Annotated in this window: 15 protein-coding genes; 8 read left to right on the top strand and 7 right to left on the bottom strand. The window is 61.0% G+C overall.

Annotation, left to right across the window (positions count from 1 at the left end; genetic code table 11):
• Positions 1-2: 2 nt before the first annotated feature.
• The 3 genes from waaF to glnE form a co-directional block, all read right to left on the bottom strand.
• Positions 3-1,046: a lipopolysaccharide heptosyltransferase II gene (gene waaF / locus BM267_RS13925; protein WP_074780740.1), complete on the bottom strand. Its 1,044-nt coding sequence runs from the start codon at positions 1,044-1,046 to the stop codon at positions 3-5.
• A gap of 81 nt (positions 1,047-1,127) precedes the next feature.
• Positions 1,128-2,051: a branched-chain amino acid transaminase gene (locus tag BM267_RS13920; protein WP_036991180.1), complete on the bottom strand. Its 924-nt coding sequence runs from the start codon at positions 2,049-2,051 to the stop codon at positions 1,128-1,130.
• A gap of 121 nt (positions 2,052-2,172) precedes the next feature.
• On the bottom strand, positions 2,173-5,115 hold the full coding sequence (glnE, locus tag BM267_RS13915; RefSeq protein ID WP_074780743.1) for a bifunctional [glutamate--ammonia ligase]-adenylyl-L-tyrosine phosphorylase/[glutamate--ammonia-ligase] adenylyltransferase: 2,943 nt from the start codon (positions 5,113-5,115) through the stop codon (positions 2,173-2,175).
• Positions 5,116-5,361: 246 nt separating this feature from the next.
• Here glnE and aceE point away from each other — a divergent pair, with 246 nt between their 5' ends.
• The 3 genes from aceE (at position 5,362) to BM267_RS13900 (ending at position 10,995) form a co-directional block, all read left to right on the top strand.
• Positions 5,362-8,013: a pyruvate dehydrogenase (acetyl-transferring), homodimeric type gene (aceE, locus tag BM267_RS13910; RefSeq protein ID WP_036990721.1), complete on the top strand. Its 2,652-nt coding sequence runs from the start codon at positions 5,362-5,364 to the stop codon at positions 8,011-8,013.
• 10 nt (positions 8,014-8,023) lie between these two features.
• A complete protein-coding gene (gene aceF, locus BM267_RS13905; protein WP_074780745.1) occupies positions 8,024-9,997 on the top strand; it encodes a dihydrolipoyllysine-residue acetyltransferase in 1,974 nt (657 codons plus the stop codon).
• A gap of 398 nt (positions 9,998-10,395) precedes the next feature.
• On the top strand, positions 10,396-10,995 hold the full coding sequence (locus BM267_RS13900) for an REP-associated tyrosine transposase (protein ID WP_074781116.1): 600 nt from the start codon (positions 10,396-10,398) through the stop codon (positions 10,993-10,995).
• Between the two features lie 221 nt (positions 10,996-11,216).
• Here the strand turns inward: BM267_RS13900 and clpB are convergent, their stop codons facing one another.
• From clpB to rluD, 3 genes are all read right to left on the bottom strand, one after another.
• Entirely contained in the window at positions 11,217-13,784 is a 2,568-nt protein-coding gene (gene clpB / locus BM267_RS13895; protein WP_074780748.1) for an ATP-dependent chaperone ClpB, read from the bottom strand.
• 121 nt (positions 13,785-13,905) lie between these two features.
• Positions 13,906-14,643 (bottom strand): peptidoglycan editing factor PgeF, encoded by a 738-nt coding sequence (gene pgeF / locus BM267_RS13890; protein ID WP_036990725.1) that lies wholly within the window; start codon positions 14,641-14,643, stop codon positions 13,906-13,908.
• Positions 14,640-15,599, bottom strand: a complete 960-nt coding sequence (gene rluD / locus BM267_RS13885) for a 23S rRNA pseudouridine(1911/1915/1917) synthase RluD (RefSeq protein WP_074780751.1) — start codon at positions 15,597-15,599, stop codon at positions 14,640-14,642. The genes pgeF and rluD overlap by 4 nt, the downstream gene beginning before the upstream one ends.
• 171 nt (positions 15,600-15,770) lie before the next feature.
• Between rluD and BM267_RS13880 the strand changes: the two genes are divergently transcribed.
• The 4 genes from BM267_RS13880 (at position 15,771) to BM267_RS13865 (ending at position 20,217) form a co-directional block, all read left to right on the top strand.
• A complete protein-coding gene (locus tag BM267_RS13880; RefSeq protein ID WP_036991184.1) occupies positions 15,771-16,775 on the top strand; it encodes an outer membrane protein assembly factor BamD in 1,005 nt (334 codons plus the stop codon).
• 260 nt (positions 16,776-17,035) lie between these two features.
• A complete protein-coding gene (locus BM267_RS13875; RefSeq protein WP_051611040.1) occupies positions 17,036-17,266 on the top strand; it encodes a PP0621 family protein in 231 nt (76 codons plus the stop codon).
• Complete coding sequence (locus BM267_RS13870) at positions 17,247-18,839, top strand: sensor histidine kinase (RefSeq protein WP_036990733.1); 1,593 nt, start codon at positions 17,247-17,249, stop codon at positions 18,837-18,839. The genes BM267_RS13875 and BM267_RS13870 overlap by 20 nt, the downstream gene beginning before the upstream one ends.
• A 97-nt stretch (positions 18,840-18,936) precedes the next feature.
• Positions 18,937-20,217, top strand: coding sequence for a sigma-54-dependent transcriptional regulator (locus tag BM267_RS13865; protein ID WP_407920283.1), 1,281 nt, complete (start codon positions 18,937-18,939; stop codon positions 20,215-20,217).
• Positions 20,218-20,307: 90 nt separating this feature from the next.
• Here the strand turns inward: BM267_RS13865 and thiO are convergent, their stop codons facing one another.
• Positions 20,308-21,414 carry a glycine oxidase ThiO gene (gene thiO / locus BM267_RS13860; protein ID WP_074780755.1) on the bottom strand — a complete coding sequence of 369 codons (1,107 nt, stop codon included), beginning with the start codon at positions 21,412-21,414 and terminating at the stop codon, positions 20,308-20,310.
• Positions 21,415-21,563: 149 nt separating this feature from the next.
• Between thiO and mqo the strand changes: the two genes are divergently transcribed.
• Entirely contained in the window at positions 21,564-23,051 is a 1,488-nt protein-coding gene (mqo, locus tag BM267_RS13855; RefSeq protein ID WP_036990735.1) for a malate dehydrogenase (quinone), read from the top strand.
• Positions 23,052-23,079: the final 28 nt, after the last annotated feature.

Below are 23,079 nucleotides of genomic sequence, written 5' to 3'. Positions count from 1 at the left end.
GGTCACAGTTGCGGGTCAGGCAGGGGATCACCGACCAGGCGATCCAGCGCATCGATCACCCGCTGCGGATCAAGGTCTCGCAGGCAGTTGTAATGCCCGAAGCGACAGGTACGGTCAAAACACGGGCTGCAGTCCAACCCCAGCCGTACCACTTCAACCTGTTCGGCCAGCGGCGGGGTAAAGTCCGGCGAGGTGGATCCGTACACGGACACCAGCGGCCGGTTCAGCGCCGCCGCTACATGCATCAGGCCGGAATCGTTGCTGACCACCGCGGTGGCGCAGGACATGAGATCGATCGCCTCGGCCAGACTGGTTTCCCCGGCCAGGTTGCTGGACTCTTCACGCAGCCCGGGAATCAGCCGACCACGGATCTGCTCGCCCACCGGATGATCGTTCTTCGAGCCAAACAGCCAGACCTGCCAACCCTGACGGACCTTGCGGTCCGCCACGGCAGCATAGTGCTCGGCCGGCCAACGCTTGGCCTCACCGAACTCGGCACCGGGACAGAGCGCCAGCACCGGCCGGTCCAGTTCCAGGCCGAAGCGCGCCAGCGCCGCCTCCCGGCTGGCCGGGTCGATCTGCAGTGTTGGCCGTGGATAGGGTCGCGTGAGTTGATGATCAGGCTCCCAGGCCAGCGCCATGAAGCGCTCGATCATCAGCGGATAGGCTTCCTTGTCGAGTATCCGCAGGTCATTCAACAGACCGTAACGCATCTCGCCGCGCCAACCGGTGCGCTTGGGGATGCCGGCAAAGAACGGCACCAGCGCCGATTTCAGGGAATTGGGCAGCAAAATGGCCTGGTCATACTGGCCAGCGAGGCTCTTGCCGATACGTCGGCGGCTGGCGATATCCAATACGCCGTGGCCCAGCGGGAAGCTCAGGGCCTGGTTGACCTCGGGCATGCGCTCGAGAATCGGCCGGCTCCACTCAGGCGCCAGCACATCAATGAGGCAGTCGGGGCCGTGACGCAGCTTCAGGCAGGCAAACAGCGTTTGCGCCATCACCATGTCACCAACCCAACTGGGACCAACTATCAGAATTCTCATAAGCTTGAAGCTCAAAGCATGAGGCTGAAAGCGGAAGGTCGCAACACCAGTGACATCCCGCTTCAGCCTGCCGCTTTCAGCTTACTTCACCAGCGTCAGCCATTCGTGGCGCGCCGGAATCCGGCCATTGACCAGGTCGAAGTAGGCCTTCTGCAGCTTCTCGGTGACCGGGCCGCGACGGCCGATACCAATCTGGCGGTTGTCCACTTCGCGGATCGGGGTGACTTCAGCCGCGGTGCCGGTGAAGAAGGCCTCATCGGCGATGTAGACCTCGTCCCGGGTGATGCGCTTTTCGATCACCTTGATACCCATTTCTTCGGCCAGACTCAACACGGTGCCGCGGGTAATGCCGTTCAGGCAGGCGGTAACTTCCGGGGTATAGATCACACCGTCCTTGACGATGAAGACGTTCTCACCCGAACCTTCAGCCACGTAGCCTTCGGGGTCCAGCAACAGGGCCTCGTCAGCGCCAGCGGAAACGGCTTCCTGCAGGGCCAGCATGGAGTTCATGTAGGCACCGCTGGACTTGGCGCGGGTCATGGTGATGTTGACGTGATGACGGGTAAAGGAGCTGGTACGGATGCGGATGCCCTGCTCCAGCGCCTCGTCACCCATGTAGGCTCCCCAGTACCAGGCAGCGATGACCACATGCACCTTGAGGTTGTCGGCGCGGATGCCCATGCCTTCGGAACCGTAGAACACCAGCGGGCGAATGTAGGCGGTATCCAGGTTGTTCTCACGCACCGCAGCGCGGCACGCTTCGTTGATCTGTTCCTTGGTGAAGGGGATCTTCATGCCCATGATGTGGGCAGAGTCGAACAGGCGGTCGGTGTGCGCCTGCAGACGGAAAATCGCAGTGCCCTGATCGGTGTTGTAGGCACGCACACCCTCGAATACGCCCATGCCGTAGTGCAGCGAGTGGGTCAGGACGTGGACGTTGGCGTCGCGCCACGGAACCATTTGACCATCAAACCAGATAACACCATCACGATCAGCCATCGACATAACAGCCAGCTCCATTCATATATCTATCTAGGGTTCAGGATTGCGCATCCGCATCTGGCGGAGCTTTCCTATCGTTTTCTGGCCTGGTCATGCCCGCCGCATTGTTCGAATGTAATGTCATTCAGGCATCCGCAGCCTCTGGCAGCCATTGTCGCCAGAGTCGGATGATGTCATGTCGGTAGTCATGAAACTGGTCGCCAGGTGTTTTCCCCGGCTGCTTCTGCAAAGCCAGGCGATGGGCTGCTGCGCGGTAGGCCTTGTAAGCCTCCTGCAATCGCTGAACGTCCTCACCGGCGATCAATCCGGCGTCACGCAGCCCGTCCAATATTCTGATGTTATCCGTGAAACGCAGTAACTCGGGGTACCGGCACGACCAGGCCAGAACCGCATATTGCACCATAAATTCGATATCAACGATACCTCCAGCGTCCTGCTTCAGATCAAACAGCGTCTCGGCGCTGAAAGCCGCGGGGGCGAAACCGCCATGGGTGGCCTGCGTGGCGAGGTTGTTGCGCATCTTCTGACGCATGCTCAGCACGTCCTGGCGCAACTTTGCCTCTTCTCGCTCCTGACCCAGCACGTCAGCGCGCAGGCGAATGAACTTTTCACCCAGCCGCGGGCACCCAGCCAGCGGTCGGGCGCGTACCAAAGCCTGATGTTCCCAGGTCCAGGCTTGCTCACGCTGATAACGGGCAAAGGCATCCAGCGAGGTGACCAAGAGCCCGGCATCACCCGAGGGACGTAGCCGCATATCCACATCATAGAGCGCGCCGGAGGTGGTCTGGGCAGTGAGTATATGGATGATGCGCTGGCCCAGGCGGGTATAGAAACGGCCACCATCCAGGGGGCGCGCGCCATCGGTTTCCGCATCGGTATCGCCGTCGTGGATGAATACCAGATCGAGGTCGGACCCGTGGGATAGCTCAATCCCCCCCACCTTGCCGTAACCGACAATGGTGAAATCCAGTTCGCAGGGGCTGCCATCATGCCGCCGCGGCACGCCATGACGCCGAACCATATCGCTCCAGGCCAGCTCCAGCACCTGCTGCAAAATGGCCTCGGCGGTCCAGGTCAGGTAGTCACTGACCTTCATCAGCGGCAGACTCCCGGCAATCTCAGAGGCCACCACCCGCAATACATGGGCACGTTTGAAGTAGCGCAGCACTTCCATCTGCTGTTCCAGGTCGTCCTCGGGAATGCGCACCAGTTCCTGACGCAGCTCGTCCACCAGCTCCGCGATTTCCGGCGGACGATACAAGCGCCCTGAGTTCAACAGCTCATCCAGCACCACTGGATAGCGGGTAATCTGCTCGGCGATCAGCGGGCTGGCAGAGCAAAGCACCAGCAATTCGTGCAGCGCGCCGGGGTTTTCCGTGAGCAGCAGCAAATAGGCCGAGCGCCGCGCCACCGCCTCGACCAACGGCATGACTCGTTCCAGCGCCAGGTCCGGGTCTTCCTGCTCGCATGCCATCCCCAACAACCGCGGCATGAAGATATCGAGCCGCTCACGACTCATGCGCTGCATGGCTCGCACCCGCGCCGAGCCCATCAGATTACGCAACAGCTCCCAGGCACGCACGGGATCCTGGAAACCACCTTCGGCCAGTTGCTGCTGAGCCTGCTCCGCTTCGGGCAGGTCGTTCCAAAGCAGCATCCATTCCTCATAATCGAGCTGCGGCTGATCTTCGTCCTCGTCCGGATCGGCGATCACCCCGGCAAAATGCTGCGCCACCTTGCTGCGCTGCAGATCCAGCTGGGTGCGATAGTCTGCCCAGGAATCGAACCCCATTACCCACGCCACCCGGGCCTGCCCCAGCGCATCAATGGGCAGCATCTGGGTCTGGCGGTCGTCGATGGCCTGCAGCGCATGTTCGGTATCACGCAGGAACAGATAGGCGCCCTTCAGCTCATCCACCGCGGCGTCGGGCAGATAGACATTGGTGGCCAGCACATCGAGCACCGGCAGGATTGGCCGTTGCTGCAGGCTGCGGTCGCGGCCCCCGTGGATCAGCTGGAATGCCTGGCCGATAAATTCCACCTCGCGGATACCGCCAGCGCCCAGCTTGACGTTGTCTTCCAGACCCTTGCGTTGCACTTCACGCTGGATCATCTGTTTGAGGTTGCGCAGCGCCTCGATCGCGGCAAAATCCAGATAACGCCGATAGACGAAGGGTTTGAGCATGGACAGCAGCTCGGCGCCGGCCTGCTGATCGCCCGCCACCACCCGCGCCTTGATCATGGCGTAACGCTCCCAGTCACGACCCTGGCTCTGGTAATACTGTTCCAGGGCGTTAAAGCTGAACACCAACGCGCCGCTGTCACCATAGGGACGCAGCCGCATGTCCACGCGGAACACGAAGCCGTCGACCGTCACCTCATCCAGCAGCTTGATCAGGCGCTGTCCGACCCGGGTGAAGAACTCCTGATTGGACAGACTGCGCCGACCGCCCTGGGTTTCACCGGAACTGGGGTAGGCGAAGATCAGATCGATATCCGAGGACAGGTTCAGTTCATGGGCCCCCAGCTTGCCCATGCCCAGCACGACCAGATGCTGCGGTTCTCCAGCGTGATCGCAAGGTGTTCCCAGGCCCTCGCTCATGTGCCGATACAGCCAGCGGTACCCCTGCTCCAGACAAACATCAGCCATGTCGGACAGATCCTGGGTGGTCTCCATGGTTGCCGCATGGCGCAGCAGGTCACGCCAGATAATGCGTACCTGGTGCTGCTGACGAAAACGTCGCAGCAGCCGGGCCAGTTCATCCTCGGTAGTCGCCGGCGCCAGCGCTTCCGCCAGCAGCTCGGCCATCTCGCCCGGTGCCAGCGAACGCCGGAGCCGCTCACCCTCGACCAGACGCCAGGCCATGTGCGGATCGCGGCGCAGCTGCTCGGCAACGAAGTCGCTGCCCACCAGCACCTGCTGCAGTTCGGACATGAAGGTGTCACCGAGTTGCGGCAGGCTGGAGGCCAACCCGGCTTGCTGGACGGCGAGCCGCCACTGTGCCAGATGATGATCCACCAGCCGCTGCAGGCTGGCAGGCAAGGTGAGCGGCAATGAAAGAGACATGGTCTATCCTGAATACATCCGAAGGATGCAGATTGCCACGCCCGGGGCGCATGGAAAAGAGCACAGCGAAAAAACCCGGGCCACCGATGTAGTTTCACTACAGAATCTCATGTGACCGGATGGTTTTCTTATTCGTTTTGTAGTAAAACTACACGCACCCTTGACCATTGCATTTTCGAGTCCTTCACCCCACTCCGACATGCAATCGTTTTTCCACCACGGGACCCACAAGGTCTGGAGAACAATATGAAGCACGATGATATCGATCCACTCGAAACCCAGGAATGGCTCGATGCCCTGGAATCCGTTCTCGATGCCGAGGGCGAGGATCGGGCGGAATATCTGATCAAACGCATGGGCGAATTGGCCAGCCGCACCGGCACCCGCCTGCCCTATGCGATCACTACCCCTTATCGCAACACCATTCCGGTGACCCACGAAGCGGTCATGCCAGGCGACCTGTTCATGGAGCGCCGTATTCGCTCCATGGTGCGCTGGAACGCATTGGCCATGGTGATGCGCGCCAACCTGCAGGATCCGGACCTGGGTGGCCACATCTCCACCTTTGCCTCCAGCGCCACCCTGTATGACATCGGCTTCAACTACTTCTTCAAGGCCCCCACCGAGGAACACGGCGGTGACCTGGTGTTCTACCAGGGTCACGCCTCACCGGGTATCTATGCCCGCGCGTTCCTGGAAGGCCGGATCAGCGAAGAGCAGATGACCAACTACCGCCAGGAAGTCGATGGCAACGGCCTGTCTTCCTATCCGCACCCCTGGCTGATGCCCGATTTCTGGCAGTTCCCCACCGTCTCCATGGGCCTGGGCCCGATCCAGGCGATCTACCAGGCACGCTTCATGAAGTACCTGGAAAGCCGCGGTTTCATTGAGCCCGGCAAGCAGAAGGTTTGGTGCTTCCTGGGTGACGGCGAGTGTGACGAGCCCGAATCCCTGGGTGCTATTTCCCTGGCCGGTCGCGAGAAGCTCGACAACCTGATCTTCGTCATCAACTGCAACCTGCAGCGCCTCGACGGCCCGGTGCGTGGTAATGGCAAGATCATTCAGGAGCTGGAAGGCAACTTCCGTGGCGCCGACTGGAACGTGATCAAGGTCATCTGGGGCCGCCTGTGGGATCCGCTGCTGGCCCGCGACCATGACGGTCTGCTGCAGCAGCGCATGGAAGAAGTCGTCGACGGCGACTACCAGAACTACAAGGCCAACGATGGCGCCTATGTACGCGAACACTTCTTCGGCGCCCGTCCGGAATTGAAGAAGATGGTCGAAGACATGTCCGATGAGGAAGTCTGGAAGCTCAACCGTGGCGGCCACGACCCGTACAAGGTATACGCGGCCTATCACGCGGCGACCAACCACAAAGGCCAACCCAGCGTCATTCTGGCCAAGACCATCAAGGGCTATGGTACCGGCGCCAGCCAGGGCCAGAACATCGCGCATAACACCAAGAAGGTCGACACCGAGAGCCTGAAGACCTTCCGCGACCGCTTCGGTATTCCGCTCAACGACAGTGAGCTGGAGAAGCTGCCCTTCTACCGTCCGGAAGAAGGCTCGCCCGAGTACAAGTACCTGCACTCTCGCCGCGAAGCTCTGGGCGGTTACACGCCGCAGCGCCGCGTCAGCAGCACGCCGATCCCGGTTCCGCCGCTGGAAACGCTCAAGTCGATTCTCGATGGCACCGGCGAGCGCGAAATTTCCACTACCATGGCCTTCGTGCGCATCCTTGCGCAAATGCTGAAGGACAAGGAACTGGGTCAGCGCATCGTGCCGATCGTCCCTGACGAAGCCCGTACCTTCGGTATGGAAGGCATGTTCCGCCAGTTGGGCATCTACTCCTCCGTCGGCCAGCTGTATGAGCCGGTGGACAAGGATCAGGTGATGTTCTATCGCGAGGACAAGAAAGGCCAGATCCTCAACGAAGGCATCAACGAGGCCGGCGCCATGTCCAGCTGGATCGCCGCTGCCACGGCCTACAGCACCTACAACCAGCCGATGCTGCCGTTCTACATCTTCTATTCGATGTTCGGCTTCCAGCGTATCGGTGATCTGGCCTGGGCCGCTGGTGACAGCCGCGCCAAGGGCTTCCTGATCGGCGGCACCGCTGGTCGCACCACCCTGAACGGCGAAGGTCTGCAGCACGAAGATGGTCACAGCCATATCCTGGCATCGACCATCCCCAACTGCCGCACCTATGACCCCACCTACGGCTACGAGCTGGCGGTGATCATCCGCGAAGGCTCACGCCGGATGATGGAAGAGCAGGAAAACATCTTCTATTACCTGACCGTGATGAACGAAGCCTACGCCCAGCCGGCCATGCCCGAAGGCGTGGAAGAAGGCATCATCCGCGGCATGTATCTGCTCGATGAGGCCAAGGAGAAAGGCAAGCAGCATGTCCAGCTGATGGGCAGCGGTACCATTCTGCGCGAAGTCCGCGAAGCCGCGGAAATTCTGCAGAAGAATTACGGTATCAGCGCCGATATCTGGAGCGTCACCAGCTTCAACGAACTGCGTCGCGACGGCCTGGACGTGGAGCGCTGGAACCGCCTGCACCCGACCGACACACCGCGCCTGACCTACGTCGAGCAGAACCTGGCCGAGCGCAGCGGGCCGGTCATCGCCGCTACCGACTACATGAAGCTGTATGCCGAGCAGATCCGCCAGTGGATACCTGGCAATTTCAAGGCGCTGGGTACTGATGGCTTCGGCCGCAGTGATAGCCGCCGCAAGCTGCGCGACTTCTTCGAAGTCGACCGTCGCTGGATCGTCTACACCACCCTGTCGGCGCTGGTCGAGAACGGCGAGCTGCAGCCCGAGGTACTGATCGAGGCCCAGGCCACCTTCGGTCTGGACCCGAACAAAACCAACCCGCTGAACTGCTGAGGAGACGGCCATGAGTGAAGTGATCAAGGTACCCGACATCGGCGGCGAAGGCGAAGTCATTGAGATCCTGGTTCAGGTCGGCGATCGCGTCGAAGTGGAACAGAGTCTGGTAACACTGGAATCGGACAAGGCCAGCATGGAGCTGCCGAGCCCCAAGGCTGGCGTCATCAAGGCCATCAAGGTGAAGCTGGGCGACAGCCTGTCCGAAGGTGACGAGCTGATCGAGCTGGACATCGAGGGCGGCGAGCAGCCGGCCGACGAGAAGCCCGAGGAAGCAGCCAAAGCCGAGCAGCCGGCCAAGCAGGAAGCAGCAGCTCCTGCCCCGGCGGAAAAACCCGCGCCGAAGAAAGCCGGCAGCAGCGTTCAGTCGTTCACCATCCCCGATATAGGTGATGGCACCGCGCGCGTTATCGAGCTGATGGTGCAGGTAGGTGACAAGGTCGAGGCCGAGCAGAGCCTGCTGACCCTGGAATCCGACAAGGCCAGCATGGAGATCCCCGCACCGGCCAGCGGCGTCATCGAGTCCATCGAGGTCAAGATGGACCAGGAAGTGAAAACCGGCGACCTGATGATGCATATCCGCGTTGAAGGCGAAGGCGAAGCTGAAGAAGAAGCAGCGCAGGAGCCGGCCAAGCAGGAAACGGCAGCCCCTGCCCCAGCGCAGAAGCCAGCACCGAAGAAAGCCGAAAGCAGCGTGCAATCGTTCAATATCCCCGATATTGGCGATGGCAGTGCACGGGTCATCGAGCTGATGGTGCAGGTCGGCGACAAGGTCGAGGCTGAACAGAGCCTGCTGACCCTGGAATCCGACAAGGCCAGCATGGAGATTCCGGCACCAGCCGCCGGTGTGATCGAAGCCATCGAGGTAAAACTCGAGCAGGAAGTGAAAGCCGGCGATCTGATGCTGCGCATGCGCGTGGAAGGCGAGGCTGAAGAAGCCGAGCAGGCACCCGCCGCCGAGCAAACCAGGGAAGAAGTCGCAGCAGCACCAGCCAAGGAAGAACGCGCTCCAGCTCCGGCCGCCAAGCAAGCCGCACCGGCCCCGGTCGGCGCGCCCAGCCGTGGCAACAAGAAGGTCCATGCCGGCCCGGCCGTACGCAAGCTGGCCAGGGAGTTTGGTGTAGAGCTGACCGACGTATCGGGTAGCGGCCCGCGCAATCGTATCCTCAAGGAGGATGTGCAGAGCTTCGTCCAGAGCGTCATGCGCAAGAGCAAGGAAACCGGCGGCGCAGCCGCAACCGGTGGTGCCGGCATCCCGCAAGTACCGGAAGTCGACTTCAGCCGCTTCGGTGAAGTGGAACTGAAGGACATGACCCGTCTGCAGCAGATCGGTGCCAGCAACCTGCATCGCAGCTGGCTGAACGTACCCCATGTCACCCAGTTCGACCTGGCCGATATCAGCGAACTGGAAGACTTCCGCAAGGCCCAGAAGGCTGTGGCGGAGAAGGCCGGCGTCAAGCTGACCGTACTGCCGTTCCTGCTCAAGGCCTGTGCTCATCTGCTGCGCGAACAGCCGAACTTCAACGTCTCGCTGGCGCCCAACGGCAAGCAACTGATCCAGAAGAACTACGTGCACATCGGCTTTGCCGTGGACACGCCGGACGGTCTGCTGGTTGCGGTGATCCGCGATGTAGACAAGAAGAGCCTGCTGGAGCTGGCTGCCGAAGCGGCGGAACTCGCCGACAAGGCCCGCAACAAGAAGCTCAGCGCCAACGACATGCAAGGCGCCTGCTTCACCATCTCCAGCCTGGGGCACATCGGGGGTACCTACTTCACCCCGATCGTCAACACCCCGGAAGTGGCGATCCTCGGCGTCAGTCGGGCAACCATGCAACCGGTATGGGATGGTAAAGCCTTCCAGCCCAAGCTGATGCTGCCGCTGTCGCTGTCCTACGACCACCGCGCCATCAACGGCGCCGCCGCAGCCCTGTTCACCAAGCGTCTAGGTGAACTGCTGGGTGATATCCGGTCAATGTTGCTGTAAGAAAAAGCGGTCGGTAGCGCAGGCTACCGACCGCTTTTAAAAAGGTACGAGCTGGTGCTCGAACCTCCCAGGAATGCCAATCCGTCCGCACTCACCAACCTCAACGAGACTCCCTCCCGGGATTGTCGCGCACCAGCTCGACAGCGTTTCCATCAAGCAACGCGATGCCGCTGGTAAAAAGGTACGAGCTGGTACTCGAACCTCCCAGGAATGCCAATCCGTCCGCACTCACCAGCCTCATCGAGATCCCCTCCCGGGATTGTCGAGCACCAGCTCGACAGCTTTTCTCCCCCGTAAAATGTATGCCCGTTCTCAACTATGCGTTCCAACAGGCACACCTCCTTGTAACCAGAGCCTACCTTTGCAAGCATCCAATCATTCTGTTTGGATCGATAGTCATGGACGAACTCCTCTACCAAGGCTGGTATCACTCGCGGAAGCTGTCGCACTTCGATGGGCCCGATGCCACCCAGTTCATTTCCTTCCGCTTAGCTGACTCCCTACCCGCTGATCGGTTGAGACAGATCAAGTCGGAGCTACGGATTTTGCCGCTGGCACGTCAAAGCGTTGAACGCCGTAGAAAAATGGAATACTGGATCGACCGCGGCCTGGGCTGCTGCGCCTTGGCCCACCCTCAGATGGCTGAGGTATTCATTCAGGGGCTGCGGCTTCATGACGGGCGACGTTATCGCCTATTGGCGTGGTGCCTCATGCCCAACCATGTGCATATCCTTATTGAGGCTCACTACTCGCTACCAAGGATTGTACAAAGCTGGAAGTCCTACAGCGGTCGCTGGGCTGTAAACAATAACGAGCGCCTGGGTTTAGGGATACCGGTAGGCAGCATCTGGGCTAGAGGTTACTGGGACAGGTTCATACGTGACGAGAGACATTTCCATACCGCAGTGAACTACATGCATGAGAATCCGGTAAAGGCCGGGTTGTGTCACGCAGCAGAAGCGTGGCGGTGGTCCAGCGCCTATGTCGGTCCCGAGTAGAAGGGCGCATCAGCGCGGCCTGATGGAAATGCTGTCGAGCTGGTGCTCGACAATCCCGGGGCGAGCACATGACCGGAGTGAACTCCTGGGAGATTCGAGCACCAGCTCGTATCTTGCTGGCGGCGGCAACGGGCTTGCCTGATAGGGGAGCTGTCGAGCTGGTGCTCGAAAATCCCAGGCGGGCATCAGAAATTGATGCCCGCCCTGGTGGTCCATTCCGCTCACCGGGTGAACACAAACTCCTCCCCTTCCACGCCTGCCTTGATCACCGCACCGGGTTCGAAGTCGCCGGCCAGTATGCGTTGGGCCAGCGGGTTTTCGATCCAGCGTTGGATGGCGCGCTTGAGTGGGCGGGCGCCGTAGACGGGGTCGTAGCCGACGGCGACGAGTTTTTCCAGCGCCTCGTCGCTCAGCTCCAGATTCAGCTCCCGCTCGGCCAGGCGCTGGCGCAGGCGGCTCAGCTGGATCTCGGCGATACCGCCGATCTGTTCCTTGCCCAGCGGCTCGAACACTACCACCTCATCGATCCGGTTGACGAACTCGGGACGGAAGTGTTGGCCGACAGCATCCATGACTGCCGCCCGCTGAGCTTCCGGATCACCAACCAACTCCTGGATCTGCGCTGAACCCAGGTTCGAGGTCATGACGATCACCGTGTTGCGGAAGTCCACGGTGCGGCCCTGGCTGTCGGTCAGGCGGCCGTCTTCCAGTACCTGCAGCAGGATATTGAACACATCCGGATGCGCCTTTTCCACTTCGTCCATGAGAATCACCGAGTACGGCTTGCGGCGTACCGCTTCGGTCAGGTAACCACCTTCTTCGTAGCCGACATAGCCCGGAGGCGCGCCGATCAGGCGGGCCACGGAGTGCTTCTCCATGAACTCGGACATGTCGATGCGCACCATGGCCTCTTCGGTGTCGAACAGGAATTCGGCCAGCGCCTTGCACAGCTCGGTCTTGCCCACCCCGGTCGGGCCGAGGAACAGGAAGGAGCCGCTGGGGCGGTTCGGGTCCGACAGGCCGGCGCGGGAGCGGCGCACGGCGTTGGACACTGCCACCACCGCCTCATGCTGACCGATCACCCGCTTGTGCAGTTCCTGCTCCATGCGCAGCAACTTGTCACGTTCACCTTCGAGCATCTTGGATACCGGAATACCGGTCCACTTGGATACCACCTCGGCAATTTCCTCATCGGTGACCTTGTTGCGTAGCAACTGGTTCTCGGTCTTGCCATGCTGCTCAGCCATCTGCTGGCTGCGCTCCAGGTCAGGTATGATGCCGTACTGCAGTTCAGCCATGCGGTTCAGATCACCCTTGCGCCGGGCATTCTCCAGTTCCTGCTTGGCCTGTTCGATCTTCTCCTGCAACTGGGCCGTGCCCTGCACTTCCGCCTTTTCGGATTTCCAGATTTCCTCCAGATCGGCGTATTCGCGCTCCAGCCGGGCAATATCCTCTTCAAGCTTTTCCAGCCGCTTGATGGCGGCCTCGTCATCTTCCTTCTTCAGTGCCTCGCGCTCGACCTTGAGCTGGATCAGTCGCCGATCCAGCCGGTCCAGTTCCTCCGGTTTGGAGTCGATCTCCATGCGGATGCGGCTGGCAGCTTCATCGATCAGATCGATGGCCTTGTCCGGCAGCTGGCGATCAGTGATGTAACGATGCGACAGCTTGGCCGCAGCGATGATCGCGCCATCGGTGATCGCCACCTTGTGATGCACCTCGTAGCGCTCCTTCAGGCCGCGCAGGATAGCGATGGTGTCTTCTTCACTGGGCTCATCCACCTGTACCTTCTGGAAGCGCCGCTCCAGCGCTGCGTCCTTCTCGATATATTGCCGGTACTCGTCCAGGGTGGTGGCACCCACGCAGTGCAGCTCGCCACGCGCCAGGGCCGGCTTGAGCATATTGCCCGCGTCCATGGAACCTTCGGCCTTGCCGGCGCCGACCATGGTATGCAGCTCGTCGATGAACAGAATGATCTGGCCTTCCTGCTTGCCCAGCTCGTTGAGCACCGCCTTCAACCGCTCCTCGAACTCGCCGCGGAACTTGGCGCCGGCGATCAGCGACCCCATATCCAGCGACAGCAGGCGCTTGCCCTTCAGCCCATCGGGTACTTCACCATTGATGATGCGCTGGGCCAGCCCTTCGACAATGGCGGTCTTGCCCACGCCGGGCTCGCCGATCAGTACCGGATTGTTCTTGGTCCGACGTTGCAGGACCTGGACGGTGCGGCGGATCTCGTCGTCACGGCCGATCACCGGATCGAGCTTACCCTCCTCGGCCTTGCGGGTCAGATCGACGGTGTACTTGTCCAGCGCCTGGCGGGACTCCTCGGCGTTGGCGTCGGTCACGCTCTCGCCGCCACGCAGGTTGTCGATGGCGGTTTCCAGCCCCTTCTTCGATACGCCCTGGGCCAACAGGATCTTGCCCAGACGGGTGTCCTGGTCCATCGCTGCAAGCAGCACCAGCTCGCTGGAAATGAACTGATCGCCGCGCTTCTGAGCCAAGCCGTCAGCCCTGTTGAGCAGGCGGGCAAGATCGGTGGACAGGTTCACATCGCCAGTGGGGTTGGCGATGGTCGGCAGTTGATCGACGGCATCGCTGAGCTGCTGGCGCAGACTGCCGAGGTCGAAGCCGACCTGCAGCAGCAACGGTTTGATCGAGCCCTGCTGCTGTTCGATCAGCGCGAGCATCAGATGCACCGGCTCGATCTGGTTGTGGTCACGGCCTACCGCCAACGACTGCGCGTCGGACAGAGCCATTTGCAACTTGCTGGTTAAGCGGTCAATACGCATGAGTAGCAATCCTTATCGGCAGGCCGGCAGTCGGGGTCTGTCCCGGTCCGGCGAGATTCACTTAGATGAATGATAGATGAGGATTATTACTGTGCTTTCAAGGGGGTCGCACTGATCGGCGTCAATTTTTTGTCGCAGAGTCCAGCCAAACCAGTGAAGCGAAGCGCCCGGTTTGCCCGTCGCGCCGATAGGAGAATAACCGGGTGGGGTCACTGACCGTACACAAACCACCGCCATAGACAGCATTCACGCCGGCATTGGTGAGGCGCAGCCGGGCCAGTTGATAGATATCCGCCAGGTAATGCCCCGGACGCTCGGAGGGCACAAAACAGGCCGCCGCAGCCGTGCTGCCGAAAATCTCCCGTACTTCCGGACCCACTTCAAAGGCCTCGGGGCCGATGGCCGGGCCCAGCCAGACCAGCAGTTCTTCCGGCGGCACCCCCAGCGCGCTGATGGTGTTCTCCAGAATCCCGGCAGCCAGCCCGCGCCAGCCGGCATGGGCTGCGGCCACGCGGGTGCCGGCACGGTCGCAGAACAATACCGGCAGACAGTCGGCGGTCATGATCACGCAGGCGACGTCCGGCTCAAGGGTCCAGCTGGCATCCGCTTCCTCCACCAGTCCCGGCGCGGCCTCGACCACATCGGTACTGTGCGTCTGCTCCAGCCAGGCCATGCGACAGCCCAGCATGCGCCCCAGCTCCGCCCGGTTGGCCAGAACGTTATTCAGATCATCGCCAACGTGGGTACCCAGATTGAATCCCTTGTACACGCCCTGACTGCAGCCATCCTGCCGCGTGGTGACGCAGGTCTTGACCCACTCGGGGGCCGGCCAGTCGGCCTGCAGCCAGTGCTCTTTCATTCTTCCAACTCGCCGTCCTGGCGCAGCAGCGCCAGCAACGCCTGTATATCGGCGGGCAGCGGCGCTTCCCAGCGCATCGGCCGATTGTCATCCGGATGCTCCAGTTCCAGCCGCCGGGCATGCAGTGCCTGGCGTGGGAATTCACGCAGCATGGCAATCAGCTCCTGCGTCGCGCCCGGCGGAATACGCAGCCGGCCGCCATAGGTCGGATCGCCCACCAGCGGATAATTGATATGACTCATATGCACACGGATCTGATGCGTGCGGCCGGTTTCCAGCTTGACCTTGACATGGGTGTGGGCACGAAAACGGCTGATGACGCGGTAATGACTCACCGCCTCCTTGCCGCCGGCAACCACCGCCATCTTCTGCCGATTATTGCCGTGGCGAGCGATGGGCTGGTCGACCTTGCCACCGGCTGTCATTACGCCCACCACCACGCATTCGTATTCACGAGTGACCGTCCGGTTCTGCAGCTGGATGACCAGATCGGTCTGTGCTTCCAGGGTTTTGGCCACGACCATGAGACCGGTGGTGTCCTTGTCCAGGCGGTGCACGATGCCCGCGCGCGGCACCTTGGCCAACTCGGGAGCATGGTGCAGCAGCGCATTGAGCAGAGTGCCGTCATGATGACCGGCGGCGGGATGCACCACCAGACCCGCCGGCTTGTTGATCACCAGCAGCGCGTGATCTTCATAGACGATATCCAGGTCGATGGCTTGCGGCAGCCAATCACCCTGAACTTCAAGTTCGGCATCCAGTTCCAGCAGTTCGTCGGTATAGACGGTATCGCGCGGGCGGACCTGTCTGCCGTCCACCGTCAGACTGCCGTCCTTGATCCAACCCTGCAACCGCGATCGGGAGTGGCTGGGGAACAATCGGGCAGCGACCTGGTCAAGGCGTTGACCACCGCACTCCGGGGTAACCTGTGCAGACAAGCGAATTCGTTCGGACATCAATGGCTCACTGGAACGCACCGGTACGCGCAATCCCTTTTGGTTTCGGCCCGGCGCTGTGGTTAAATACGGCTTCTTTGCCTGGCGCATGCTGTGCCTGGCAACTGAGCTCAACTATAACAGGACGGCTGTCAGGGCAACAGCGCGGGGTCGTCCATCCGGATGTCAAACATGTCGATTAAACATCTATTGCTGGTCGGTCTGCTGAGTCTGCTGGCGGCCTGTTCATCAAACAAGGCGACGGTTCTGGATGAATCGCTCAGCGAGTCCGAGCTCTATGTCCTGGCCCAGAAGAACCTGGACGCCAACAACTACGGCCAGGCTATCGAATCGCTGCGGGCCCTGGAGTCGCGCTATCCGTTCGGACGCTTCGCCGAACAGGCACAGCTGGAACTGATCTATGCCTACTACCAGAACCTGGAACTGGATGCTGCCAAATCAGCTGCCGACCGTTTCATCCGCCTGCACCCGCAGCATCCCGATGTGGATTACGCCTACTACCTGCGCGGCATGACTTCCTTCACCCGCGACCGGGGGCTCTTCGAGCGCTTCCTGCCGCTGGACATGACCCGTCGCGATCCGGGTGCGGCCCGGGACTCCTTCAACGAGTTCGCCCAACTGGTCAGCCGTTACCCCAACAGCCGTTACGCGCCCGATGCGCGCCAGCGCATGGTGTACCTGCGCAACCTGTTGGCCGCCTACGACACTCACGTCGGCCATTATTATCTCAAGCGCGGCGCGTACGTTGCCGCCGTCAACCGCGGTCGCTATATTGTCGAGAATTTCCAGCAGACCCCGTCTGTCGGTGACGGCCTGGCGCTGATGGTCGAAGGCTACCGTCGTCTGGCCATGGATGATCTGGCCAACAACGCCCTGCTGACGCTGCAGACCAACTATCCCGAGCACCCGAGCCTTCAGGACGGCGAGTTCCGCCATCATGTGGAGCCTGCCCAGCGCGAATCCGGTTGGGTCGAATCGATGACCACCGGCCTGCTGGACAAGGTCATGACCCCGCCGTCCATGAACCGGGAAACCCAGATGGAACGGGAAATGGAACAGCAGTATCAGGCAGCGCTGAATGCTCTGCCCCGGGATATCAAGACCCCACGGCAGGAACAGGAACCAGAGCCCAAGCGCTCCATCTGGAGCCGGCTGACTTTCGGTCTGTTTGATTGATTGAAGATGTGACGCCGTTCCCTCGGCGTCACATCGCACCGGCAGGCGTGCTCTGATCGCACGCTATTGCCAGCCCCGGATTACCGAATCCACCCGGCACCCTCCAACACCTGAGCTTGCGCAGCCCAACCCCCACTGCTCCCATAGAAAATCATTCGATCAAGCCAGTTTGACCACCCGAGCCACGGACTTGTTTGGCGCATCGCCCGGGTGGGATACACTAAGGGCCATTCGCTTACCTACATGGAATCACCACGATCATGGGCTTGATCAAACTGTTCATTCTGCTGGTGCTGGCTTATATCGCCTTTGTCTTCTGGCGCCAGTTCAAGGCCGCCCAGGCGGAGAAACACCGAACGCCGCCGCAACAGCCGCCCAGGATGGTTCGCTGCGCTCAATGCCAGCTGCATCTGCCGGAAGATATGGCCCTGCGTCAGGACGACAAATGGTATTGCTGCAGTGAGCATCGCGATGTGGACCAGCAGTACTGATACGGTTGACTCCCAACGCCCGAAAATATTGCGCATCTACAATATCTATCGGGTGGTGCTTGGACTTTTCCTGACGCTGCTGACCAGCTCTGCCCTGCGCGACGGGCTGATCGACCTGCAGAACCCCGATCTTTACGAAAGCGCCAGCTGGATCTATCTGATCATCAACGTGCTGATCGCCCTGCTGCTGCATCAGGGCAAGCGCGACCTGCATCTGTTCGTGCTGGCGTTCATCGATATCTTCCTGCTGGCGGTGTTGTTCTACGCGGCCGGTGGCGCCAGCAGCGGGCTGGGCAACCTGCTGATCATCCCGGTGGCTACCGGCAATATTCTGCTGCACGGGCGTATTGGCCTGCTGCTGGCGGCGCTGGCCAGCCTGGCGTTGATCTATCTGACATTCTTTCTGAGCCTCGCGCACCCCTCGATCAGTCAAAGCTACCTGCAGGTGGGTGTGCTGGGCTGCATCTATTTTGCGGTAGCGCTATTTGTGCAGCGCCTCAGCCGCCGCCTGCGGCTCTCGGAAAACCTGGCCCAGCAGCAGGCAGCCAGCCTGGCCAGCCTGGAAAAGCTCAACCAGTTGATCATCCAGCGCATGCGCACCGGCATCATGGTGATTGATGAATCGCTGCAGGTACTGCTGGCCAATGAAGCCGCCGCCCAAATGCTGGGCAAGCCGATCATCCGCGGTATGGCCCTCGATAGCCTCGCCCCGGAGCTGGGCCAGCGCCAGCGCCAATGGCAGGTCAATCCATCGATCCGGGCTCTGCCCTTTCGCAACCATCCCGGCGGCGCAGAATTGATGGCCAACTTCAAGCGCCTGCCCGCCGATGAGCGGGAGTCGATCCTGGTCTTCCTCGACGATAATGCGCTGATGGCACAGCAGGTCCAACAACTCAAACTGGCCTCCCTGGGCCGACTCACCGCGAGCATCGCCCATGAGATCCGCAACCCGCTGGGCGCACTCAGCCATGCGGCACAATTGCTGATCGAGTCAGAACACATCCATGATCAGGATCGGCGCCTGACCGAGATCATCCAGCAGCACTCCAAGCGCATGAACAAGGTCATCGAAACCGTGCTGGAATTGTCCCGGCGGCGGCAGAGCGAACCGCAACTGGTCGATCTGACACTCTGGGTAGCACAGTTCATCCGAGACTACAAGCAGACCAGCCCGGCCACTGATACCATCGAATGCGAACTGGAGAAGGAAGGCATCCTGACCCGCATGGACCCCAATCAGCTGCGCCAGGTGCTGAGCAATCTGTGCCAGAATGCCTTCCGTTACAGTGGCGAGCCGGGCAGCGAGCGCACCATCTGGCTAAAGCTGTATGAAGATGCCGGGACCGGCCTGCCTACCCTGGAGATCATCGACCACGGACCGGGCATCGATGATCGCCATCTGAGTCAGGTATTCGAACCGTTCTACACTACCGAGTCCGCCGGTACCGGTCTGGGCCTGTATATCTCCCGCGAGCTATGCGAGAGCAACCAGGCCACCCTGGAGTATGAACGGCTGGAGCCGCGCGGCAGCTGCATGCGCATCGTCTTCGCCCACCCCAGACGGCTGGTATGATGCCCTTTTCGAACCGCACGAACGCATGGAGCACAATGTGAACAATCCGCTGGCACTGATCATCGATGACGAGCCCGATATCCTGGAGCTGCTCGACATGACTCTGGGGCGGATGAACATCAGTACCCGCAGCGCGACCAGTCTCGGCCAGGCGCTGGAGCTGCTCAATCAGCAGCACTTCGACTTGTGCCTGACCGACATGCGCCTGCCTGATGGCGATGGCTTGAGTGTGGTGCGACATATTCAGCAGCATTGCCCAAACACCCCGGTGGCGATGATTACCGCCTATGGCAGCCTGGATACCGCCATCACTGCGCTCAAATCCGGCGCCTTCGATTTCGTTACCAAGCCCGTCGACTTGCAGCGGCTGCGCGAACTGGTCAACGGTGCCCTACGGCTGAACCAGCGCCAGGAAGCCCCACTGATTGAAGAGAGCGACGATCCGATTCAGGGCAGCTCACCGCCAATCCAGCAATTGCGTCGACAGATTGCCAAGCTCGCCCGCAGCGAGGCACCGCTCTATATCAGTGGTGAATCCGGCAGCGGCAAGGAACTGGTCGCCCGGCGCATCCACGCGCTGGGGCCTCGGGCCTGTCATCCCTTCGTGCCGGTGAACTGCGGGGCGATACCTTCGGAGCTGATGGAAAGCGAATTCTTCGGCCACCGCAAAGGCAGCTTCACCGGCGCCGTGGCTGACAAGCCCGGCCTGTTCCAGGCGGCCAGTGGCGGCACCCTGTTTCTCGATGAGGTGGCCGATCTGCCGTTGGCGATGCAGGTCAAGCTGCTGCGGGCGATTCAGGAAAAGGCGGTGCGTCCGGTCGGCACCCAGCAGGAGCAGCCAGTGAACGTGCGGCTGCTATGCGCGACCCACAAGGACCTGGCGGTGGAAGTGGCCGAAGGGCGATTTCGCCAGGACCTGTTCTATCGGATCAATGTGATCGAGCTCTGCGTACCACCGCTGCGCGAGCGCCGTGAGGATATCGCACCGATGGCCCGGCGCATTCTTACCCAACTGGCCCAGCGCGCGGGCGTCGAGGTGCCCCATATAGACCCGGCGTGCATGGAGCGGTTGAGCAACTACCGCTTCCCCGGCAACGTGCGCGAGCTGGAGAATATTCTGGAGCGGGCCTTCACCCTGTGTGAAGGCGATACCATCATGGCCAGCGATATCCAGCTTAACGCCAGCCCGCTTCCCGGCGAGGACTCCGCGCTGCGCCAGATCGATTCGCTGGAAGACTTCCTCGATGATATCGAACGCAAGGCATTGACCCAGGCGCTGGAGGAAACCCGCTGGAACAAGACCGCAGCCGCCCGCCGCCTGGGCCTGACGTTTCGGTCAATGCGCTATCGATTGAAGAAACTGGGACTGGAAGACTAGCCTGCCGCCAGCGCCAGTTCCGCCCCGCGGTGTGCCCGAGTGGGAGCGCCTTGGCCGGCAAGCCCGCTTCCACTGAACAAAGGTTCCCGACTAACCCGCCAGCAGCTCCCTGCCCGCCGTCACCGCATAGGGCGCCGGGTCGATGATCGGCTGCCGTCCCAGCATCACATCTGCCAGGAACTGACAGGAAGCCGGTGCCAGCACCAGCCCGTTGCGGTAATGCCCGGTATTCAGCCAGAGCCCAGGGTAATCCGGCACTTCGCCAATATAGGGCACACCATCCGGCGAACCGGGACGCAATCCGGCCCACTGGCGAACCGGCTGCTGCATCGCCAACGCCGGCAATAGCTGCGCCGCGGAGGCGCGCAGGGAGTTCAGCGCAGCCTCGGTGGGGGTCTTGTCGAAACCTTCATGCTCCAGAGTGCTGCCGATCAGGATATGCCCATCCTGCCGCGGAATCGCATAGCGTCCGCCGCACAGCACCATGCTCGACAACCAACCCGGCTCCGCCTTGTACAGCAGCATCTGTCCCTTCACCGGCACCACCGGCAGTGCCATGCCCAGCTCAGCGAGAAACTCACCGCTCCAAGCTCCGGCCGCCAATACCACGGCATCGGCCTGCATATTTTCGCCAGCACAGCGCACCCCAGCCACCCGCCCCTGCTCGATCAGCAGGCGGGCGTCGGCGCAGCCTTCCAATAAACGACAATGGGGGTTGGCAGCCAGAGCAACGCGCAGGGCGGCCATCAGACGAGGATTGCGTACATTGGCCAGATCAGCCTGCCACAATGCATTTTCATATCCGGCCGCCAATACGGGGACCTGACGGTAGATGAACTCGGCATCGACACTGAGCAGCGGTTTTCCGCGCCCTGCTGCCCAGCTCAGAGCGACATCCTGTTCCTCCGAATCCAGCCAGAGCAGGCCACAGGGCGTCACCTGAGGATCAATATCGGTATCTTCCGCCAACCGCGCGGCCAGTTGCGGATAGAAACCCTGCGACCAGTCGGCCAGGGCGCTGATCGGTTGGGAGTAACGCCAGGGGTACAGCGGTGAGACGATCCCGCCACCTGCCCAGGAGGCCTCGCGGCCAACCCCCCCCCGCTCGATCAGGGTTACGCGTACTCCAGCATCCAGCAAGTTGAGGGCAGACAGGCAACCAATGACACCCCCACCGATGATGACCACCTCATGCATGTCTGCTGCCGCCTCCCCGTGTTATCCATCCGATCATTCCGGCACAGGTAGTCCATCAACCACGTCTACTACAAAAGGGTAATGGTTATGACACTCAACCGGATAAACGAGTATCATACGCGCAGTTTTTAGTAAGAGGCGACATGTAAATGACAGCAAAAGATGTAGACGTATTGCTGGTCGGTGGTGGCGTCATGAGCGCCACGCTCGGAATGTTGCTCAAACAGCTCGATCCAAATATGACCATTACCCTGGTCGAACGTCTGGATCACGTTGCTCATGAGAGCACGGATGGCTGGAACAATGCCGGCACGGGGCACGCCGGTTACTGTGAGCTGAACTACACTCCCCAAGCCGATGATGGCAACATCACGATCAACCGCGCACTGTCGATCAACGCGAACTTCGAGGTGACCCTGCAATTCTGGTCCTACCTGGTCGAACAGCAGATCCTCCCAGCGCCCGGCAAATTCATCAACCCCACCGCACACCAGAGCTTTGTCTGGGGTGAGAAAGACGTGGCTTTTCTGCGCAAGCGTCACGAACTGCTCAGCGCCCATCACCTGTTCGCGGATATGCAGTACAGCGAATCGCGGGAGCAACTGGCTGAGTGGATGCCGCTGGTCATGCGTGACCGCGCAGCGGAGGGTCCGGTCGCCGCTACCCGCGTCGACCACGGTTCGGATGTCGATTTCGGCTCACTGACTCGCAGCATGATCAAGCATCTGGTAACTCAGGACGGTTTCGATCTGTGCCTCAGTCACTCGGTCAAGAGCCTGCGCAAAAGCAAGCGTGGCCATTGGCGTGTCGCTGTGAAGGACGAACAAAGCGGCGAGGACAAACAGTTCAATGCCCGCTTCGTCTTCCTTGGCGCCGGCGGCGGCTCTCTGCCCCTGCTGCAGAAATCCCATATTGATGAAAGCCAGGGTTATGGTGGCTTCCCGGTCAGCGGTCAGTGGCTGGTGTGCAAGAAGCCGGAGATTGTCCAGCAGCACCATTCCAAGGTCTATGGCAAGGCTCCGGTCGGCGCACCACCCATGTCCGTTCCGCACCTGGATACGCGCATCATCAATGGCCAACCGGCCCTGCTGTTCGGTCCCTTTGCCGGCTTCACCACCAAGTTCCTGAAGAAGGGCTCGGTATTCGACCTGTTCTCCTCGGTTCGCCCGTACAACGTGGCACCGATGATGGCCGTGGGTCGCGACAATATGGACCTGACCAAGTACCTGATCGCCGAGTCCTTCCAGTCGCACAAGGACCGTGTCGCGTCCCTGCGCAACTTCTTCCCCGATGCCAAAGAGGAAGACTGGACGCTGCAGAATGCAGGCATGCGCGTGCAGATCATCAAGAAAGATGCCGAGGGACACGGCAAGTTGGAATTCGGTACCGAAATTGTCGCCGCGAAGGATGGCACCCTGGCAGCATTGCTGGGCGCTTCCCCGGGAGCCTCCACCGCCGTGCAGGCGATGATCGACGTACTACATCGCTGCTTCAAGGAACGCATGAGCTCGCCGCAATGGCAGACTCGCATGAAGGAATTGGTTCCCTCCTATGGCCAATCCCTGATCGATGACGCTGCGCTGCTGAAAACGGTCCGTGATCGCACGTTGAGCACACTCAACCTGCGCGGCGACTGATCCCAGCCGATAGCTACTGGCAGGCGGA

Source organism: Halopseudomonas bauzanensis (assembly GCF_900114735.1).
In the GTDB taxonomy this organism is placed as follows: domain Bacteria; phylum Pseudomonadota; class Gammaproteobacteria; order Pseudomonadales; family Pseudomonadaceae; genus Halopseudomonas; species Halopseudomonas bauzanensis.
The sequence above is the reverse complement of the archived record's forward strand: the minus strand, read 5'-3'. Positions and strand labels throughout refer to the sequence as shown.

Excerpts from the sequence above, each read along its gene's own strand:
- BM267_RS13920 (WP_036991180.1), bottom strand. The coding sequence starts at position 2,051 with ATGTCGATGGCTGATCGTGATGGTGTTATCTGGTTTGATGGTCAAATG.
- BM267_RS13865 (WP_407920283.1), top strand. The coding sequence starts at position 18,937 with ATGACTCTGGGGCGGATGAACATCAGTACCCGCAGCGCGACCAGTCTC.
- pgeF (WP_036990725.1), bottom strand. The coding sequence starts at position 14,643 with ATGAAAGAGCACTGGCTGCAGGCCGACTGGCCGGCCCCCGAGTGGGTC.
- clpB (WP_074780748.1), bottom strand. The coding sequence starts at position 13,784 with ATGCGTATTGACCGCTTAACCAGCAAGTTGCAAATGGCTCTGTCCGAC.
- aceE (WP_036990721.1), top strand. The coding sequence starts at position 5,362 with ATGAAGCACGATGATATCGATCCACTCGAAACCCAGGAATGGCTCGAT.
- BM267_RS13870 (WP_036990733.1), top strand. The coding sequence starts at position 17,247 with ATGTGGACCAGCAGTACTGATACGGTTGACTCCCAACGCCCGAAAATA.
- thiO (WP_074780755.1), bottom strand. The coding sequence starts at position 21,414 with ATGCATGAGGTGGTCATCATCGGTGGGGGTGTCATTGGTTGCCTGTCT.
- aceF (WP_074780745.1), top strand. The coding sequence starts at position 8,024 with ATGAGTGAAGTGATCAAGGTACCCGACATCGGCGGCGAAGGCGAAGTC.
- BM267_RS13875 (WP_051611040.1), top strand. The coding sequence starts at position 17,036 with ATGGGCTTGATCAAACTGTTCATTCTGCTGGTGCTGGCTTATATCGCC.
- rluD (WP_074780751.1), bottom strand. The coding sequence starts at position 15,599 with ATGTCCGAACGAATTCGCTTGTCTGCACAGGTTACCCCGGAGTGCGGT.
- glnE (WP_074780743.1), bottom strand. The coding sequence starts at position 5,115 with ATGTCTCTTTCATTGCCGCTCACCTTGCCTGCCAGCCTGCAGCGGCTG.
- waaF (WP_074780740.1), bottom strand. The coding sequence starts at position 1,046 with ATGAGAATTCTGATAGTTGGTCCCAGTTGGGTTGGTGACATGGTGATG.
- BM267_RS13900 (WP_074781116.1), top strand. The coding sequence starts at position 10,396 with ATGGACGAACTCCTCTACCAAGGCTGGTATCACTCGCGGAAGCTGTCG.
- BM267_RS13880 (WP_036991184.1), top strand. The coding sequence starts at position 15,771 with ATGTCGATTAAACATCTATTGCTGGTCGGTCTGCTGAGTCTGCTGGCG.
- mqo (WP_036990735.1), top strand. The coding sequence starts at position 21,564 with ATGACAGCAAAAGATGTAGACGTATTGCTGGTCGGTGGTGGCGTCATG.